Here is a 17,264-nt window from a genome sequence, read left to right as displayed (position 1 = left end):
ATAGGAGGAATTTATCATGGCAGTAAAAGTTGCAATTAATGGTTTTGGACGTATCGGTCGTCTTGCATTCCGTCAGATGTTTGGAGCAGAAGGATTTGAGATCGTAGCAATCAACGATCTTACATCTCCTAAGATGCTTGCTCACTTATTAAAATATGATTCTACACAGGGAAGATATGCTCTTGCTGATAAAGTAACAGCAGGCGAGGATTCCATCACAGTAGACGGAAAAGAGATCAAAATCTATGCTAAGGCTAACGCTGCAGAGCTTCCATGGGGAGAGATCGGTGTAGACGTAGTTCTTGAGTGCACAGGTTTCTACACATCCAAAGACAAAGCTCAGGCTCATATCGATGCAGGTGCTAAGCACGTAGTTATTTCCGCTCCGGCTGGAAACGACCTTAAGACAATCGTTTACAACGTAAACCATCAGGGTCTTACAAACGAGGACAAGATCATCTCCGCAGCTTCCTGTACAACAAACTGCCTTGCACCAATGGCTAAGGCTCTTAACGATCTTGCACCGATCAAATCCGGTATCATGTGCACAATCCACGCTTACACAGGCGATCAGATGACACTTGACGGACCGCAGAGAAAAGGCGATCTGAGAAGATCCCGTGCAGCTGCAGTTAACATCGTTCCGAACAGCACAGGTGCTGCTAAAGCTATCGGACTTGTTATCCCAGAGCTTAACGGCAAACTTATCGGTTCTGCACAGCGTGTACCTACCCCAACAGGTTCTACAACAATCCTTACAGCAGTAGTTGAAGGAAACGTTACTAAAGAGCAGATCAACGCAGCTATGAAAGCAGCTTCCAATGAGTCCTTCGGATACAACGAGGATGAGATCGTATCCAGCGATATCGTTGGTATGAGATTTGGTTCCCTCTTCGATGCTACTCAGACAATGGTACTTCCACTTGAGAATGGCACAACAGAGGTTCAGGTAGTTTCCTGGTATGACAACGAGAACTCCTACACAAGCCAGATGGTTCGTACAATCAAGCACTTCGGAAAACTTCTGAACGCTTAATTTTCTGCGAACGGGTGTAGAAGAATAGACTCAGAAAGGGTCCGGTCTGAAGAGGACCGGGCCCTTTTTTTCCAAAAGACCAAACAAAAAAATGTCTGAGGAATGACTGTTAACAGAGCGGACAACAATACCGCTCGCCCTTATTCATCTGCTTTTGCAGAAATAAAAGTTAAGGAGATATAGAGATGCTGAACAAAAAAAGTGTTGACGATATCAATGTAAAAGGACAGAAAGTACTTGTAAGATGCGACTTCAATGTTCCGCTTCAGGATGGAAAGATCACAGATGAGAACCGTCTTGTAGCTGCTCTTCCTACAATCAAGAAACTGATCGCAGACGGCGGAAAGGTTATCCTTTGCTCCCACCTTGGAAAACCGAAGGGAGAGCCGAAACCGGAGCTTTCTCTTGCACCTGTAGCAGTTCGTCTTTCTGAGCTTCTTGGCCAGGAAGTAAAATTTGCAGCAGATCCTGAGGTAGTAGGACCGAACGCAAAAGCTGCTGTAGCAGAGATGAAAGATGGCGATGTAGTTCTTCTTGAGAACACACGTTATCGTGCAGAAGAGACAAAGAACGAAGACAAGTTCAGCGAAGATCTTGCTTCCCTCTGTGATGTATTTGTAAATGATGCATTCGGAACTGCTCACAGAGCTCACTGCTCTAACGTAGGTGTTACCAAATATGTAAAAACAGCAGTTGTAGGATATCTGATGCAGAAAGAGATCGATTTCCTTGGAAACGCTGTAAACAATCCGGAGAGACCATTCGTAGCAATTCTTGGCGGTGCTAAGGTTTCCAGCAAGATCTCTGTAATCAACAACCTTCTTGACAAGGTAGATACACTGATCATTGGTGGTGGTATGTCCTATACGTTCTCCAAGGCTATGGGCGGACATATCGGAACATCCCTCTGCGAGGATGATTACCTTCAGTATGCTCTTGACATGATGAAGAAAGCAGAGGAGAAGGGCGTGAAGCTTCTTCTTCCTGTAGATAACAGAATCGGTGATAACTTCTCCAACGACTGCAACATCCAGGTTGTAAAACGTGGTGAGATTCCGGACGGATGGGAAGGAATGGATATCGGACCGGAGACTGAGAAGCTTTTTGCAGACGCTGTAAAAGATGCCAAGACTGTTGTATGGAACGGACCGATGGGATGCTTCGAGATGCCGAACTTCGCTCATGGTACAGAAGCAGTTGCCAAAGCTCTTGCTGAGACAGATGCAACAACGATCATCGGTGGCGGTGATTCTGCAGCAGCTGTAAATATCCTCGGATATGGCGACAAGATGACACACATCTCCACAGGCGGCGGTGCTTCTCTTGAGTTCCTTGAGGGAAAAGAGCTTCCGGGTGTAGCAGCAGCTAACGATAAAGACTGATAAAAAATAAAGTGTTCCAAGAACACAAAAAAGGAGATAAAAACAATGGCAAGAAAGAAAATTATTGCTGGAAACTGGAAAATGAACATGACACCAAGCGAGGCTGTAAAGCTTGTTGAGACTTTAAAACCGCTTGTTGTTAACGATGAAGTTGACGTAGTATTCTGCGTACCGGCTATCGACATCATCCCTGTTGTTGAGGCAGCTAAAGGTTCTAACATCCAGGTTGGTGCTGAGAACATGTACTTCGAGGAGAAAGGCGCTTACACAGGTGAGATCGCTCCGGCTATGCTCGTAGATGCAGGCGTTAAGTACGTTGTACTTGGACACTCCGAGAGAAGAGAGTACTTCGGTGAGACAAACGAGGACGTTAACAAAAAAATGCTCAAAGCTTTCGAGCATGGCATCACACCGATCATGTGCTGTGGTGAGACACTTACTCAGAGAGAGCAGGGCGTAACAATGGACTTCATCCGTCAGCAGGTTAAGGTTGGATTCCAGGGTGTTACAGCTGATCAGGCTAAGACAGCAGTTATCGCTTACGAGCCGATCTGGGCTATCGGAACAGGTAAGACAGCTACAACAGAGCAGGCTCAGGAGGTTTGCGCTGATATCCGTAAATGCATCGCTGAGATCTATGATGACGCTACAGCAGCAGAGATCCGTATCCAGTACGGCGGATCTGTAAACGCTGCAACAGCTCCTGACTTATTCGCTCAGGCTGACATCGACGGCGGTCTTGTAGGCGGCGCTTCCCTGAAACCAGATTTCGGAAAGATCGTAAACTACAAATAAGATTCACTTAAAAAGGGGCTTCGGCCCCTTTTTTTATATCTTTTTATAAAAAAACCAGAAAAACTCTCCCTGACACGGATAGCACAGCTAACAAAAAAGCTGCATCTGATCACAGTCAGAGAGAGTTTTTCTTATCTTCAGAGTAAGGATTGTTTTTCTCTGAAGCTTTTTCTGTATGTTCGTTCCTTTCGTCAGGCTCGGGAACGTGTTCCACAATGTCCTCGATCTCGCAGTGGAGAATGGAACACAGCCTGTCTATGGTATAAATTTCAACATTTTTATTTTTTCGAAGTCTGTCCAGAAGTGAACGGGTGATCTGGTAATGTTCATAAAGATCATACTGAGTGATTCCACGCTCCTTCATCGTGACCCAAAATCTGTCATATTTTATCATATATATATCCTGTCCGATTCATCCTTGAATTAATCTTACTATGAAGGTAAAATTGGAATCACAACAGTGTCCTTATATAGACACTACAGAAAGGAGAAGCAATGAGGAAGTTTTTTAAAATCTTAATTTCAGTGGTGATCACACTGTATTTTTCAGCTACCATGTTCTACTGCTTTGTGGCAGGAACACCGGATGACGGAAAAGGGGCAGTGATCTATATGATGTCAGCAGCAGGCCTGTCGATACTGTTTCCGGCTTTTACCTGCGGCTGCATTCATTACATCCTTTATCTCAGAAAAAAAATGGATGAAAGGAGCAAATGATCAGGATTTATGGTATGATAACAATAAATATCTGGCAGGGTATGTCGTTTCAGAAAACGGTTATCTGATAACGGCAGAAACGCATCAGATGGCTGTGCTGTGATGCAGCCGTTACGTATTATAATAGAAAGAAAGCCTGCAGCTGTGCGTAAGACGCTTATATGATCATTTGCGGAGGATTTTATGGGGAATATTCTGGATTATCTTGACTGGAGAGGAGATCTTACCTTTGAGCAGTCACCCTTTAATGAAGTTGACAATCTGATACTGGCGTGTTTTTCCTATCTTGATCTGGATGAGAGGGCAGAAGTAAAAAACGGAAATACTCTTTCTGTAGAAGAACTCTTTGCGGCTTTTTCCAGACGGGAAATGAAGAAGGATCTGAAAGCAGAAAGCGCCTTTCTGCAGAATACACCGATGCTCCTTGAAAAAATGGCCTGTGCGGAGAGATTCCGGAAATGTACAGTAGGGGGCTTTGTCAATGAAATCCTTTCCAGTCAGGCTCAGCAGTTTGCGGCAGTGACTATAGGACTGGATGATGGAACCACATATATTTCCTTTCGGGGAACCGATGATACCATTGTGGGATGGAAGGAGGATTTTAACTTAAGCAACGGAGTTGTTCCTTCGCACAGAAAGGCGTTGGGATATCTGGAAACGCATGGAACTTATATACAGTCCATGCTGCGGATCGGCGGTCATTCCAAAGGAGGAAATCTGGCTATGTATGCAGCGATGCAGTGCAGTGACATCCTGCAGGAAAAGCTTCTTTCTGTCTATGATAATGATGGCCCGGGTTTCCCGGAAGGATTTTTCAGTCCCGGAAGAGTGGAAAGGGTTTTGCCAAAAGTCACTCGTATCATTCCCGAGGCATCTGTGATCGGTATGCTGCTCAGCCACCAGAAAGATCCGCGGATCGTAGCCAGTACACAGAAGGGGATCCTGCAGCATGATGCTTTTACCTGGGAGGTAATGGGGCCATCCTTTATAGAGAAAGAAAGTTTGACAAGAAGAGCTGCGGCGTCAGATCGAAGTCTTCATAAATGGATCGACCATATGGATGAAAAACAGAGAGAGCATCTCATCGGGGAACTCTTTTCTGTGTTGGAAGCAACCGGAGCAGATACCATTTCCCAAATCCAGGAAGGTGGTCTGAAAAGTCTGGCTGCCATGGTGCGCCAGCTGGATAAACTGGATCCACAGTCAAAAGCTATGGTGCAGGAACTGATCACCGGACTTTTTGGCAGCTGGCTGGAATTACTTCCTCTGCCGGAACTTGACAAAAAGCGTTTTCTGCCATAACATAGGAGTTACTCTGATAAAAATTGGAAAAAACGGAAAGGGGACATCAGAAAATGAGCGAAAAAGTCGTAAATGCGGCCCTTCTTGGTCTCGGAACAGTAGGAACCGGTGTATATAAAGTGATCAAAAGCCAGGAGCAGGAAATGACAGCCAAGCTTGGATGCCAGGTAAAGATCACAAAGATCCTGGTGCGTAACCTAGAGAAAGCGTCCGGGAAGGTAGACGATCCTTCTGTTCTTACAACAGACTGGGCAGATATTGAGGGAGATCCTTCCATTGATATTGTGATCGAGCTGATCGGCGGGATCGAGCCGGCACGTACTTATATCCTTGCAGCACTGAAAGTCGGCAAGAACGTTGTAACTGCAAACAAGGATCTGATCGCAGTCCACGGAAAAGAGATCCTGGAAACTGCCAGGGCAGCGCAGAAGGATTTTCTGTTTGAGGCAGCAGTTGCCGGAGGAATCCCGATCATCAGCCCGTTGAAGAACAGTCTTGAGGCCAACCATGTAACGGAAGTTATGGGAATCGTAAACGGAACTACGAACTTTATCCTTACCAAGATGTCCCAGGAGGGAATGGAATTTTCAGATGCTCTTGCTCTTGCTACAGAACTTGGATATGCAGAGGCAGATCCTACTGCAGATATCGAGGGAATTGATGCTGGAAGAAAGGTTGCCATCCTTGCATCAGTTGCCTTTAATTCCAGAGTTACCCTTGATAATGTTCATATAGAAGGAATCACAAAGATCACGGCAAAGGATATCCGTTACGCAAAAGAAATGGGTTGCGAGATCAAGCTTCTGGGTGTTGCACGCTGTCAGGAGGACGGCGTTGAGGCCTATGTCTGCCCGATGCTGATCCCGGCAGAGCATCCCCTTGCATCCGTCAATGATTCTTATAATGCGGTTTTTGTACACGGAGATGCAGTAGGAGATACCATGTTCTACGGACGTGGAGCAGGTGAGCTTCCTACAGCAAGTGCGGTTGCCGGTGATGTATTTGAGGTAGTCCGTAATATGAAGGCAGATTGCTGCGGAAGAGTAGGCTGCACCTGCTATAAGACACTTCCGGTAAAAGATATGGCAGATACCCATAACCGTTATTTCCTCCGCCTGCAGGTAGAGGACCGCTGCGGTGTGCTGGCTGAAATCCTGGAGCATTTTGCAAAATATCAGGCAAGCGTGGCACAGATCATGCAGAAAGAAAGCAAGAGACCGGATACCGCAGAGGTTGTTGTGATCACCAAACTTGTAAGCGAGGGCGCTTTCTTTAAGGTTAAGGAAGAACTGGAAAACAGCGCATCTGTAAGAAAGATTTCTTCTATGATCCGTGTATACCAGAAATAATATCTTTCGCGTAAATTTACAGATCAGCCGTATCAGTTGTCAGGAAATTGAAAACAGACAAATTTTTGTCAAAGAAAACGTTGCAAAATTTCTGGATTTTGGTACTATATAAAATGGAAAACAAAAGAATCCTGAATGGTACAGAGGGTTTCAGAATCAGTGAAGAGCTGTGCCGGACAGATTTTCGATCAAAGATAAGAAGGGGAAAATTATGAGCAAAAAACCAACAGTTTTAATGATCCTTGATGGATACGGACTCAATGACAGACATGACGGAAATGCTGTATATGAGGCAAAAACACCGGTTATGGACGGACTCATGAAAGATTATCCGTTTGTAAAAGGCAATGCCAGCGGTCTTGCGGTAGGTCTTCCGGACGGACAGATGGGTAACTCCGAGGTTGGTCATATGAACATGGGCGCAGGCCGTATCGTATACCAGGAGCTTACAAGGATCACAAAAGAGATCCAGGACGGCGATTTCTTCAAGAATGAGGCACTTCTTTCTGCTATGAAGAATGCAAAAGACAACGATTCCGCGATTCATTTTATGGGACTTCTTTCTGACGGTGGCGTACACAGCCACAATACACATCTCTACGGACTTCTTGAGATGGCAAAGAGAGAGGGACTCAAGAAAGTTTACGTACACTGCTTCCTGGATGGACGTGACACACCGCCTGCATCCGGTAAAGAGTTTGTAGAGCAGCTGGAAGCTAAAATGAAAGAGATCGGCGTTGGTGAGATCGGTGTGATCTCCGGACGTTATTATGCAATGGATCGTGATAACCGCTGGGATCGTGTTGAGCTTGCATATAAAGCTCTTACACAGGGCGAAGGCGTAAAGGGAACAGATGCTGCAGCAGCAGTTCAGGCTTCCTATGATGATGACAAGACAGATGAATTTGTGCTTCCGACTGTTATCGAGAAGGACGGCAAACCGGTTGCAACTATTTCCGATAAGGATTCCGTTGTATTCTTCAACTTCCGTCCGGACCGTGCAAGAGAGATCACAAGAGCTTTCTGTGATGACGATTTTAAGGGCTTTGAGAGAGCAAAGAGACTGGATACCACATTCGTATGCTTCACAGAGTATGATGATACCATCCAGAACAAGCTGGTAGCATTCCACAAGGTTCTTCTTCACAATACCTTCGGTGAGTACCTTGCAGCTCACGATATGACACAGGCACGTATCGCCGAGACAGAGAAATATGCACATGTTACATTCTTCTTCAACGGTGGTGTTGAGGAACCAAACAAAGGAGAGGACAGAATCCTTGTAAAATCCCCGAAGGTTCCGACCTACGATATGCAGCCGGAGATGAGTGCACCGGAGGTTTGTGAAAAGCTTGTAGAGGCGATCAAATCTGACAAATATGATGTGATCATCATCAACTTTGCGAACCCGGATATGGTTGGCCATACAGGTGTTGAGGCAGCTGCGATCAAGGCTGTTGAGACTGTTGATGCGTGTGTTGGTAAGGCTGTAGAGGCAATCAAAGAGGTTGACGGACAGCTCTTTATCTGCGCTGACCATGGTAACGCAGAGCAGCTTGTAAATTATGAAACAGGTGAGCCATGGACAGCTCATACAACGAACCCGGTACCGTTTATCCTTGTAAACGCAGATCCGAAATACACACTTCGTGAGAACGGATGTCTTGCAGATATCGTTCCGACTCTGATCCAGCTTATGGGTATGGAGCAGCCGAAGGAAATGACAGGAGAGTCTCTTCTTGTTGAGAAATAAATAAGATTCACGGAATCCCGGCAGATTTTTACGGATCTGCCGGGATTTTTTCATCCGATTGTTTCTGTTTTCACACATGAAAAAAAATTTCAAAATCATCTTGTAAAATCATTCCATTTCAACTATAATCCCTCTGATACATAAAAACAGGTAACTTTTGAGCAACTGTAAAGTTACAGAAAGAATAATAAAAAGAATAACAAAAAGCAGCACAAAGTTTAGGAACGATCAAATTAAATGGGGGGAAAAAAGATTTCATGAAAACAGACATGACACAGGGAAAACCGGTAAAAGTGCTCCTGGGATTTACGATCCCGGTATTTATTGGTAATGTATTTCAGCAGTTCTACAATATGGTAGATGCGGTGGTTGTAGGAAAATTTGTAGGAACAAAGGCACTGGCGGCAGTTGGCTCAACAGGAACTATCATCTTTTTGATCATAGGCTTTCTTCTGGGACTTACTGCCGGTTTTACCGTACTGACTGCACAGAAGTACGGTGCGGGAAAAATGGATGAGATGCGTCAGACCGTGGGAAATGCACTGATCCTGACAGCGCTGATCTCGGCAGTGATGACAGCAGTCAGCATGACAGGTATGCATGCACTTCTGAAATTTATGCATACGCCGGATGATATTTTCAAGGATGCATATGCTTACGTTATGATCATCTGCGGAGGGATTTTTGCCCAGGCATTATATAATATCCTGGCCAGTATCCTCCGTGCACTGGGAAACAGTAAGGTACCACTGTATTTTCTGATCTTATCTGCAATGCTGAATATTGTGCTTGACCTTGTATTTATCATCGTGTTTAAGCTGGGAGCGCCTGGAGCAGCCTGGGCTACCATTATTTCCCAGGGAGTTTCAGGAGTCTTATGTCTGGTATATATCTGGAAGTTTGTGCCGGAGCTCCGTATGAAAAAAGAAGACTGGTATTTCAGATGTAACCTCGCAGCCAAGCAGATCGGTGTGGGAATCCCAATGGGACTGCAGTATTCCATTACGGCGATCGGAACCATGATGGTACAGTCAGCCTTAAATATGCTTGGCTCTTATGCGGTGGCGGCGTTTACAGCAGGAAGTAAGATCGAGCAGATCTTCACCCAGGCATATGTGGCACAGGGAACTGCCAGCGCTACCTACAATGCACAGAATATCGGAGCCGGAAAGCTTGAGAGAGTGCGGGAAGGCTTCCGGGCTTCGCATTTTATAGGAATTGTATATTCTGTTGTTGTTGGTAGTTTTCTGTTCTTTGCGGGAAAATATTTTGCATATCTGTTTATCTCAGATAACATTGAAGAAGTGCTTCCTATGGTAGCAATCTATGTAAAATGTGTGGCACTGTTTTTTATTCCTCTGTATTTTGTCAATGTACTGCGAAACGGGATCCAGGGAATGGGATATGGTCTTCTTCCTATGATGGCCGGTGTGGCTGAGCTTGCAGGAAGAGGGATCACCGCTACCGTTGCAGCCGGAAAAAGCAGCTATATCGGTACCTGTCTTGCAAGTCCGGTGGCCTGGATCTTTGCGTCAGTGCTCCTTTGGGTAATGTATTTCTATGTTATGAAAGATATGGCGCGGAAGCTGTACGGTACAAATAAGTTATAAAAAAACCGTGAAATGAGATGCAATTTCCGGAAAGTATGATATAATGAAAAAGCTGGTGAGTAAGACCAGAAAGTATCAATGGAAAGATGCCTTTTTTAAAGGCACATGAACATAGAGGTGAATAAATATGAGCAACGATGAAAAGAGGGATATCGAGGACAGGATCAATGATGCCATGGCAAAGATCGTCAGTGATACTGCAGGAGAGCCTCAGCCTGAAAATAAAAATAACAGATCAGCTGCTCACAAGTCGGCACGACCTTCGAAATCAGCAAGGCCAAGGAAGATCACCTACGTACCTATCGATGAATCTGAATTTGAACCTATTGTTATACCCGAAAAGAAAAAGCATAAAGCACTGAAGGTAACCGGAATGATCGCCGCCATGGTTTTGGTAGTGGCAGGCTGTGCATATGCAGGAGTATCTTATTATTACACCAGTCATTTCTTTGAGGGCACAACGATTAACGGGATTGACAGCTCCAACAGGACTGCATATGAGGTTGAGCAGGAGATCGCAAAAAAAATGGAAGGCTATTCCATCCAGGTAAAGGCCAGAGATCAGGAACCGCAGACGATAGAAGGAACGGATATCAGTTATCGTTATATATCCAGTGGTGAAGTTCTGAAGCTTTTGAAAGCGCAGAAGCCCTATGAATGGGTGAGAGGATTTTTTGAAAAGACGACTTACACAGCCAGTGAGCAGACAGCTTTTGACAAGTCAAAGCTGGAGTCAGAAGTGAAAGCACTGAACTGTGCCCAGAAAGAGAATCAGGTAGCACCGGAGAATGCGTACGTAAGCTTTAATGATTCCGAGTTTACGATCGTGCCGGAGACAGAGGGAAGTGAACTGAAGGTAAAAGAAGCCTATCAGATGATCAGTGATGCTATCAGCAGCGATGACGGGGAAGTAGATCTTGGCAGTAACCCAGATGCTTATGTGAAAGCAGATGTGACCAGCGACAGTGCAGATCTGCAGGCAACGGTGGATGCATATAATAACTTTGCGAGGGCAAGTATCACCTACACATTTGGAGATGAGACAGTAACACTTGATGGAAGCACCATCAAGAACTGGCTGCAGTTTGACGAAAAGGGCCAGCTGATCCAGGATGATGCATCCTTCAAACAGCATATCGTGGATTATGTGGCACAGCTTGCAGCGGATCATGATACAGTAGGTACAGAGCGTCAGTTCCAGACAACAAGCGGAAGAACCGTTTCGGTTTCCGGTTCTGCATATGGCTGGAAGATCGATCAGGACGGAGAGGTGGCACAGCTTACCCAGGAGATCCAGTCCGGAGCTCAGACGACCAGAGAGCCGGTTTATTCCATGAGAGCCAATTCTTATGGTGTGAATGATCTGGGAAATACCTACATTGAAGTGGACCTTACAGAACAGTATATGTGGTATTATCAGGATGGAAATGTGATCTTTGAATCAGATATCGTATCCGGACTTGCAAGTGATCCGGAGAGAAAAACACCTCCTGGAATCTTCACCTTGTACTATAAGAAGAGCCCGGATGTGTTACGTGGCACCAAGAAACCAGACGGAACCTATTCCTATGAACAGCCGGTAACCTACTGGATGCCGTTTAACGGAGGCATTGGATTCCATGATGCAGACTGGCAGCCGTACTTTGGAGGCGACCGGTATCTAACCGGAGGTTCCCACGGCTGTATCAATATGCCGCCGGATAAAGCGGGAGAGCTTTACAACATTATCCAGTATAATGTTCCGATCGTCTGTTTCTATTGATCGGATCTGTAGTCAAAAAACAAACAGGAGCCAGCCGGTGATCCGGTGTGTGGCTCCTGTTCTTTAGCAGGAGGAAAATATTATGTTTGATCAGTCATTCAGCTTTATACTTACAATCGCAGCACTGGTAGTAGGATTTATGCTTTTTACCGGACACGGTTCCTTTTTTATGAAAGGCGGAAACACACAGGCCAGAGCCCAGAAGTATGATGAGAAAAAAATGGAAAAGGTTTCAGGAATCTGTCTGATACTTATCGGAGTGGCTACAGGAGTTGACGCATTTACCACAAGTGTAGCAGCAAAGATCGCCTATGTAGTAATTCTGTTTGTGATACTTGCGGTATTTCTGTTTGTACTCAGAACAAAATGTATCAAAAAATGATCAGAAGTATCAGAACTATCCTTTAGGTAAAAAAGCAGAACTCCCCGTGAAACGGTAACCTGTCTGATCAGGCTCCGGTATCCGCGGGGAGTTTTTCTGTCTGTATTTAGTTTAATTTCGTTCGGCTGGTCTGCCGGAATGTCAGAGTAAAGATGATTCCCTTTACGATGGAAGTAAGGGAAAGTGCCCACCAGATACCATTAAGTCCCATTCCCGCATGAGTCAGCAGCATGGCAAGCGGGATTCTGGCCCCTGTCAGGATAATACTGATGATACTGCAGAGCTTGGTCATACCAAGGCCGGACAGTGCACCGATGGTCATCAGCTCAATGGCCATGAAAGCCTCACAGAAGCCGATGATGATCAGGTAATTTACAGAAATCCCAAGGGATTCCGGATCATGGAAAAACAGTCCGGAGATCGGGCGTGGGAGCAGCACAAAGGCTGCAGTTATGATAAGGCCCCAGATTGTCAGGATACCAAAGGAAATACGGTAGCCCTGGCGGATGCGGTCGTATTTTTTTGCACCGAAATTCTGTGCGGTAAAAGCATTTAAGGCAGAGGCAAAGCCGTCCGCGGTGTTCCAGGAAACGGATTCGATCTGTCCGCCCACACGCTGGACAGCAATGGCAGCAGCACCGAAGGCGGAAACCATTCTGGTCAGTACCATGGAGATCATACAGTAGAGCATGCTCTGGATAGCGGTTGGAAAACCAATGCGGAAGATATTTTTATAAAATTTTCCCGGAAAACGTGAAAAAAGATGAAGTTCACGAAGTACATTTGTTTCCAGCCCGGAAGTAAAGATCCGGAAAACCAGCACTGCAAAAACCAGAAACTGTGCAGTTACTGTGGCAATGGCAGCACCTGCCGTTTCAAGCCGTGGAAAAGGTCCAATTCCAAGGATCAGGAGCGGATCCAGGAGCATATTTCCCACAAGTCCAAGAAAATTGGCCATCAGTGGAGACCTGGAATCTCCCTGGGCTGTAAAAAGTCCGGTGAGAGTCAGGTTCAGGAAGGAAAAAATGATCAGTCCGCAGGTGATCAGCATATAAGATCTGGCAGAAGAATATGCTTCCGGGTCTGTCAGATTAAAAAATCCGATCAGAGGATCAAGAAATATAATACTTGCTGCAGAAAATAAGAGACCGAACAGAATGGTCATCTGCAGGGCACTGGCCGCGTAGGAACGTGCCTCTTTATAATCCTTCCGGCCGCAGGATTGTGCGGTGTTTACCTGTCCGCCCATTCGTGGAAGGGCTACCAGTCCCTGGGAAAGCCACACATACATGCCGCCCACACCGACACCGGCAACTGCCTTGGAGCCCAGAAGCCCGATCCAGGCCATGTCTGTGATATTATAGGCAGTTCCAAGAAGGGAAGATGCCATGATAGGAAGAGCAAGCTCTGAAAGCGTTTTCAGGATCGGACCGGAAGTAAGGTCTATGGATTTTGATCTTTTCATACTCATCTGCATATCTCCGTAAGGTCAAAAGGCCTGGTGATCCGGTAATCCGGTTTATCCACCTGACCGAAACCGTATTCAGCAAAGATAAAAGGAACTCCTGCTTTCCGGCAGGCATTAAAGTCTCCTATAGTATCACCGATATAAACCGGATCGGAAAGATTATTATCCTCGCGGATCTTCATGATATTTTCCGCTTTGGCCATGCCGGTGTCACCGGGACAGAGATGGCCCTTGAAATAGTGTCCGAAGCCTGTGGATTTCAGGAACACTTCAATATATCCGGCCTGGCAGTTACTGACGATAAAAAGAGGAAAACGGCTGGAAAGAATCTTCAGTGTTTTCTCAAGATCCGGATACAGCGGAGCACATTTGCGAAGCAGTGCCTCGTGCTCTGCCTGGCAGCAGCCGTCGATGATACGAAGCTGTTCTGCTTCCGGAAGCTCAGGGAAAAGAGCCTTTGCGATATCCGGCAGCAGCTGGCCGAAAAGCCCCATCAGTCGTTTGGCGCTTACGTCGGTATCCATGTGCTCCGTATGGATAAGGTAATCACTCCAGGCCTCAGCTACGATCCCGGTGGAATCCCAGAGCGTACCGTCAACATCAAAAATAACACTGTCCATCAGAAAAACCTCCCCAAAAAACTATGATATGTAAAAAAAAACAACCCTTTGTACTGGACATAGTACAAAACAAGTTACTGTTCACTCCGTTCTCAGCAATACGCTTCGCGATGCACAGAATTTATGCTAATCGCATAAATTCGTGCGGTATGTCTCGGGTTTTCTGTGACCTTCGCTCACAAAAAACACCTCGCAGAATATTACCAGTGAACAGTTATCAAAATAATTCTATATGAGAAAAGAAAAAAAAGCAACTGCGCTTTTGAAGATTTTATGTTATAGTAAGGGTTACGAGGGAAAAACTATGAATTATAAGAATACGATCAGAGGTATATTCAAAGACAGGCCTAACCGTTTTATCGCTCATGTGCAGATCGGAGATCAGCTGGAAACGGTCCATGTGAAGAATACAGGCAGATGCCGGGAACTTCTTGTTCCGGAAGCAGAAGTGATCCTGGAAAAGAGTGATAATCCTGCCAGGAAAACGAAATACGATCTGATCAGTGTGAACAAGGAGGGCCGCTGGATCAATATGGATTCCCAGGCCCCAAATAAAGCAGCAGAAGAGTGGGTGGCGGCCGGAAATCTTTTTCCGGAGAAAGTGACTGTCAGGAGAGAAAAGACATACGGAAATTCCCGTTTTGACCTGTATGTGGAATCCGGGAAGCGAAAGGCTTTTATCGAGGTAAAAGGCGTCACTCTGGAAGAAAATAATATCGTGCGCTTTCCGGACGCACCTACAGAACGGGGGATCAAGCATCTCTGTGAGCTGATGCATGCAGCAGCTCACGGCTATGAGGCGTATCTTCTTCTGGTGATCCAGATGAAGGATGTAAGGTATTTTGAACCAAATCGGGAGACACATCCGGAATTTGGAGAAACACTTAAGACGGCAGCAGATGCTGGTGTTCACATCCTGGCCTATGACTGTGCCGTCACGGAAGATTCCATGAAGATCTGTGATCCGATACCGGTAAGATTATAGAAAGGAAACGATATGCCTGAAAACATTGCAGAACCCCTTCTGAAATGGTACGATAAAAACAAAAGGATCCTGCCCTGGAGAGATAAAGACAATGCCTATTATACCTGGGTATCTGAGATCATGCTCCAGCAGACCCGAGTGGAAGCGGTGAAACCTTATTTTCAGCGCTTTATCCAGGAACTTCCGGATGTAGCAGCCCTTGCGGCGGCACCGGAAGAGAGGATCATCAAGCTGTGGGAAGGCCTTGGCTATTACAGCCGTGTCCGCAACATGCAGAAAGCGGCTGTTCAGGTCATGGAAGAATATGGAGGCAGGATCCCTGAGGATTTTGAGACACTTCTCTCGTTAAAAGGAATAGGAAGATATACGGCAGGTGCCATTGCGTCCATTGCCTACGGAAAGAAAGTCCCTGCAGTAGATGGAAATGTGCTGCGGGTATACGCAAGACTCACCGAAAACCGTGGAGATATCATGAAACAGTCTGTACGGAAATCGGTGGAAAATGATCTTACAGAGCAGATGTCTGAGGACAGACCAGGGGATTTCAACCAGGCTATGATGGAGCTGGGAGCTGTAGTCTGTGTTCCAAACGGAGCAGCAAAGTGCGAAGAATGCCCGCTGGGGCATTTTTGCCTTGCCAGAAAGCATGGAAATGTAGAAGAACTTCCCGTAAAAGCACCGAAGAAAGCCCGCACCATAGAACAGCGAACGGTCCTTGTGATCCAGGATGGAGCAGGTACAGCGATCCGTAAACGTCCGGATACAGGACTTCTGGCAGGCCTTTATGAGCTTCCAAATGTGGAAGGACATCTGACGGAGAAGACGGCACTTGCCCGGGTAAAAGCCATGGGGCTGGAACCACTGCGGATCGAAGCACTGCCGGATGCGAAGCACATTTTTTCCCATATTGAATGGAGGATGTATGCTTATCGTATCGCTGTATCCTCTCTGGAAGAAGCACCGCAGGGGGAGTTCCTGTTTGTGGATAAGAGAGAATCCGATAAAAAATATGCAATACCATCTGCGTTTCGCGCATACACCAGATATATGAAGGAGGAAAACTCATGAAACTTTTGAGCGTAGCAATACCATGCTATAATTCAGAGGCTTATATGTCAAAATGCATCAATTCCCTGCTGATCGGAGGAGAGGAAGTGGAGATCATCATTGTAGATGATGGCTCCAGTGACCGTACTGCCGAGATCGCAGATGATTATGCCGAGAAATATCCAACTATCGTAAAAGCTATACATCAGGAAAATGGCGGCCATGGACAGGCAGTCAACACAGGAATCAAAAACGCAACAGGACTTTATTTCAAGGTTGTGGACAGTGATGACTGGGTAAATCAGGACGCCTACTATGAGGTCCTGAAAACACTTTATGAACTGACACGTGGGGCTGAGACCGTGGATCTTCTCATCAGTAATTTCGTTTATGAGAAGCAGGGAGCTACCCGCAAAAAGGTCATGCAGTACAGACACTGTTTTCCGACAAACCAGATTTTCGGATGGGATGAGGTACGCCACATGAAAAAAGGCCAGTATCTCCTTATGCATTCCATGATATACCGTACAAAACTTCTCCATGACTGTGGAATGGAGCTTCCGAAGCATACGTTCTACGTAGATAACCTGTTTGCGTTTGAGCCGCTTCCCTATGTAAAAAATCTCTATTATCTGGATGTAAATTTCTATCGATATTTTATTGGAAGAGATGATCAGTCTGTCAATGAGAAAGTGATGATCAAGCGTATCGATCAGCAGATCCGTGTAAACAAACTGATGGTGGACGCCTATCTGAAGGCTAATGTGAGCAACCGCAGACTTCGTGCTTATATGTTCAGCTATCTGGATATCATCACAACCGTTTCTTCGATCATGCTGGTAAGAGCTGCAACGCAGGAATGCCTGGATAAAAAACAGGAGCTGCAGGATTACATCAAAGACCAGAATATGGGACTGTATCGGAAGCTTCGGAGAAGTCTCTTCGGAAGGGTGTCCAATCTTCCCGGAAGAGGTGGAAGAAAGATGTTTGTGGCAGCTTATAAGATCTGTCAGAAGTTTTATGGATTTAATTAAAAAAAAGCCCCCAACGGGGCTT

At 45.8% G+C, this 17,264-nt stretch carries 16 protein-coding genes; 13 read left to right on the top strand and 3 right to left on the bottom strand.

Annotated elements, in window-relative coordinates; translation table 11 throughout:
• Positions 1–16 precede the first annotated feature (16 nt).
• From gap to tpiA, 3 genes are all read left to right on the top strand, one after another.
• A complete protein-coding gene (gene gap, locus EAI83_RS01995; protein ID WP_021652276.1) occupies positions 17–1,036 on the top strand; it encodes a type I glyceraldehyde-3-phosphate dehydrogenase in 1,020 nt (339 codons plus the stop codon).
• Positions 1,037–1,221: 185 nt separating this feature from the next.
• Positions 1,222–2,418 carry a phosphoglycerate kinase gene (locus EAI83_RS01990; RefSeq protein ID WP_015527000.1) on the top strand — a complete coding sequence of 399 codons (1,197 nt, stop codon included), beginning with the start codon at positions 1,222–1,224 and terminating at the stop codon, positions 2,416–2,418.
• Positions 2,419–2,463: 45 nt separating this feature from the next.
• Positions 2,464–3,213 carry a triose-phosphate isomerase gene (tpiA, locus tag EAI83_RS01985; protein ID WP_021977259.1) on the top strand — a complete coding sequence of 250 codons (750 nt, stop codon included), beginning with the start codon at positions 2,464–2,466 and terminating at the stop codon, positions 3,211–3,213.
• A gap of 115 nt (positions 3,214–3,328) precedes the next feature.
• Here the strand turns inward: tpiA and EAI83_RS01980 are convergent, their stop codons facing one another.
• Positions 3,329–3,607, bottom strand: coding sequence for a helix-turn-helix domain-containing protein (locus tag EAI83_RS01980; protein WP_015527002.1), 279 nt, complete (start codon positions 3,605–3,607; stop codon positions 3,329–3,331).
• 101 nt (positions 3,608–3,708) lie between these two features.
• Between EAI83_RS01980 and EAI83_RS01975 the strand changes: the two genes are divergently transcribed.
• The 7 genes from EAI83_RS01975 (at position 3,709) to EAI83_RS01945 (ending at position 12,088) form a co-directional block, all read left to right on the top strand.
• Positions 3,709–3,930, top strand: coding sequence for a hypothetical protein (locus EAI83_RS01975; RefSeq protein ID WP_021652279.1), 222 nt, complete (start codon positions 3,709–3,711; stop codon positions 3,928–3,930).
• Positions 3,931–4,113: 183 nt separating this feature from the next.
• Entirely contained in the window at positions 4,114–5,232 is a 1,119-nt protein-coding gene (locus tag EAI83_RS01970; RefSeq protein WP_129974540.1) for an Mbeg1-like protein, read from the top strand.
• Positions 5,233–5,285: 53 nt separating this feature from the next.
• Positions 5,286–6,581 (top strand): homoserine dehydrogenase, encoded by a 1,296-nt coding sequence (locus tag EAI83_RS01965; RefSeq protein WP_092069668.1) that lies wholly within the window; start codon positions 5,286–5,288, stop codon positions 6,579–6,581.
• A 211-nt stretch (positions 6,582–6,792) separates the two neighbouring features.
• Positions 6,793–8,334: a 2,3-bisphosphoglycerate-independent phosphoglycerate mutase gene (gpmI, locus tag EAI83_RS01960; RefSeq protein WP_015527007.1), complete on the top strand. Its 1,542-nt coding sequence runs from the start codon at positions 6,793–6,795 to the stop codon at positions 8,332–8,334.
• Between the two features lie 257 nt (positions 8,335–8,591).
• Positions 8,592–9,944 carry an MATE family efflux transporter gene (locus EAI83_RS01955; RefSeq protein WP_129974539.1) on the top strand — a complete coding sequence of 451 codons (1,353 nt, stop codon included), beginning with the start codon at positions 8,592–8,594 and terminating at the stop codon, positions 9,942–9,944.
• Positions 9,945–10,071: 127 nt separating this feature from the next.
• The gene (locus tag EAI83_RS01950) at positions 10,072–11,706 is read left to right on the top strand and encodes a L,D-transpeptidase family protein (RefSeq protein ID WP_243113434.1); all 1,635 of its coding nucleotides are present in this window, start codon (positions 10,072–10,074) and stop codon (positions 11,704–11,706) included.
• 82 nt (positions 11,707–11,788) lie between these two features.
• A complete protein-coding gene (locus EAI83_RS01945) occupies positions 11,789–12,088 on the top strand; it encodes a DUF3784 domain-containing protein (RefSeq protein ID WP_015527011.1) in 300 nt (99 codons plus the stop codon).
• Between the two features lie 106 nt (positions 12,089–12,194).
• On the opposite strand, the gene EAI83_RS01940 is transcribed toward EAI83_RS01945, so the two are convergent.
• Both EAI83_RS01940 and EAI83_RS01935 read right to left on the bottom strand, forming a co-directional pair.
• Positions 12,195–13,553, bottom strand: coding sequence for an MATE family efflux transporter (locus EAI83_RS01940; RefSeq protein ID WP_192926460.1), 1,359 nt, complete (start codon positions 13,551–13,553; stop codon positions 12,195–12,197).
• Between the two features lie 2 nt (positions 13,554–13,555).
• Entirely contained in the window at positions 13,556–14,176 is a 621-nt protein-coding gene (locus EAI83_RS01935) for an HAD family hydrolase (RefSeq protein WP_129974537.1), read from the bottom strand.
• A gap of 304 nt (positions 14,177–14,480) precedes the next feature.
• On the opposite strand from EAI83_RS01935, the gene sfsA reads away from it, so the two are divergent.
• Genes sfsA through EAI83_RS01920 form a run of 3 tightly spaced genes read left to right on the top strand, consistent with a single transcriptional unit; the run spans position 14,481 to position 17,242 of the window.
• The gene (sfsA, locus tag EAI83_RS17465) at positions 14,481–15,161 is read left to right on the top strand and encodes a DNA/RNA nuclease SfsA (RefSeq protein ID WP_129974536.1); all 681 of its coding nucleotides are present in this window, start codon (positions 14,481–14,483) and stop codon (positions 15,159–15,161) included.
• 12 nt (positions 15,162–15,173) lie between these two features.
• Complete coding sequence (gene mutY, locus EAI83_RS17460) at positions 15,174–16,229, top strand: A/G-specific adenine glycosylase (protein WP_129974535.1); 1,056 nt, start codon at positions 15,174–15,176, stop codon at positions 16,227–16,229.
• Positions 16,226–17,242, top strand: coding sequence for a glycosyltransferase family 2 protein (locus EAI83_RS01920; protein ID WP_118752574.1), 1,017 nt, complete (start codon positions 16,226–16,228; stop codon positions 17,240–17,242). Before mutY ends, EAI83_RS01920 begins: the two co-directional genes overlap by 4 nt.
• The last annotated feature ends 22 nt before the right edge of the window (positions 17,243–17,264 follow it).

The sequence above is a fragment of the Blautia sp. aa_0143 genome (genome assembly GCF_004167315.1).
Classification (GTDB): Bacteria; Bacillota; Clostridia; order Lachnospirales; family Lachnospiraceae; genus Blautia_A; species Blautia_A fusiformis.
Note: the sequence above shows the minus strand (reverse complement) of the source record. Positions and strands in the feature narration are given on the sequence as shown.

Excerpts from the sequence above, each read along its gene's own strand:
- EAI83_RS01935 (WP_129974537.1), bottom strand. The coding sequence starts at position 14,176 with ATGGACAGTGTTATTTTTGATGTTGACGGTACGCTCTGGGATTCCACC.
- EAI83_RS01975 (WP_021652279.1), top strand. The coding sequence starts at position 3,709 with ATGAGGAAGTTTTTTAAAATCTTAATTTCAGTGGTGATCACACTGTAT.
- tpiA (WP_021977259.1), top strand. The coding sequence starts at position 2,464 with ATGGCAAGAAAGAAAATTATTGCTGGAAACTGGAAAATGAACATGACA.
- EAI83_RS01945 (WP_015527011.1), top strand. The coding sequence starts at position 11,789 with ATGTTTGATCAGTCATTCAGCTTTATACTTACAATCGCAGCACTGGTA.
- EAI83_RS01955 (WP_129974539.1), top strand. The coding sequence starts at position 8,592 with ATGAAAACAGACATGACACAGGGAAAACCGGTAAAAGTGCTCCTGGGA.
- EAI83_RS01920 (WP_118752574.1), top strand. The coding sequence starts at position 16,226 with ATGAAACTTTTGAGCGTAGCAATACCATGCTATAATTCAGAGGCTTAT.
- EAI83_RS01940 (WP_192926460.1), bottom strand. The coding sequence starts at position 13,553 with ATGAAAAGATCAAAATCCATAGACCTTACTTCCGGTCCGATCCTGAAA.
- gpmI (WP_015527007.1), top strand. The coding sequence starts at position 6,793 with ATGAGCAAAAAACCAACAGTTTTAATGATCCTTGATGGATACGGACTC.
- EAI83_RS01980 (WP_015527002.1), bottom strand. The coding sequence starts at position 3,607 with ATGATAAAATATGACAGATTTTGGGTCACGATGAAGGAGCGTGGAATC.
- EAI83_RS01950 (WP_243113434.1), top strand. The coding sequence starts at position 10,072 with ATGAGCAACGATGAAAAGAGGGATATCGAGGACAGGATCAATGATGCC.
- mutY (WP_129974535.1), top strand. The coding sequence starts at position 15,174 with ATGCCTGAAAACATTGCAGAACCCCTTCTGAAATGGTACGATAAAAAC.
- EAI83_RS01965 (WP_092069668.1), top strand. The coding sequence starts at position 5,286 with ATGAGCGAAAAAGTCGTAAATGCGGCCCTTCTTGGTCTCGGAACAGTA.
- gap (WP_021652276.1), top strand. The coding sequence starts at position 17 with ATGGCAGTAAAAGTTGCAATTAATGGTTTTGGACGTATCGGTCGTCTT.
- EAI83_RS01990 (WP_015527000.1), top strand. The coding sequence starts at position 1,222 with ATGCTGAACAAAAAAAGTGTTGACGATATCAATGTAAAAGGACAGAAA.
- EAI83_RS01970 (WP_129974540.1), top strand. The coding sequence starts at position 4,114 with ATGGGGAATATTCTGGATTATCTTGACTGGAGAGGAGATCTTACCTTT.
- sfsA (WP_129974536.1), top strand. The coding sequence starts at position 14,481 with ATGAATTATAAGAATACGATCAGAGGTATATTCAAAGACAGGCCTAAC.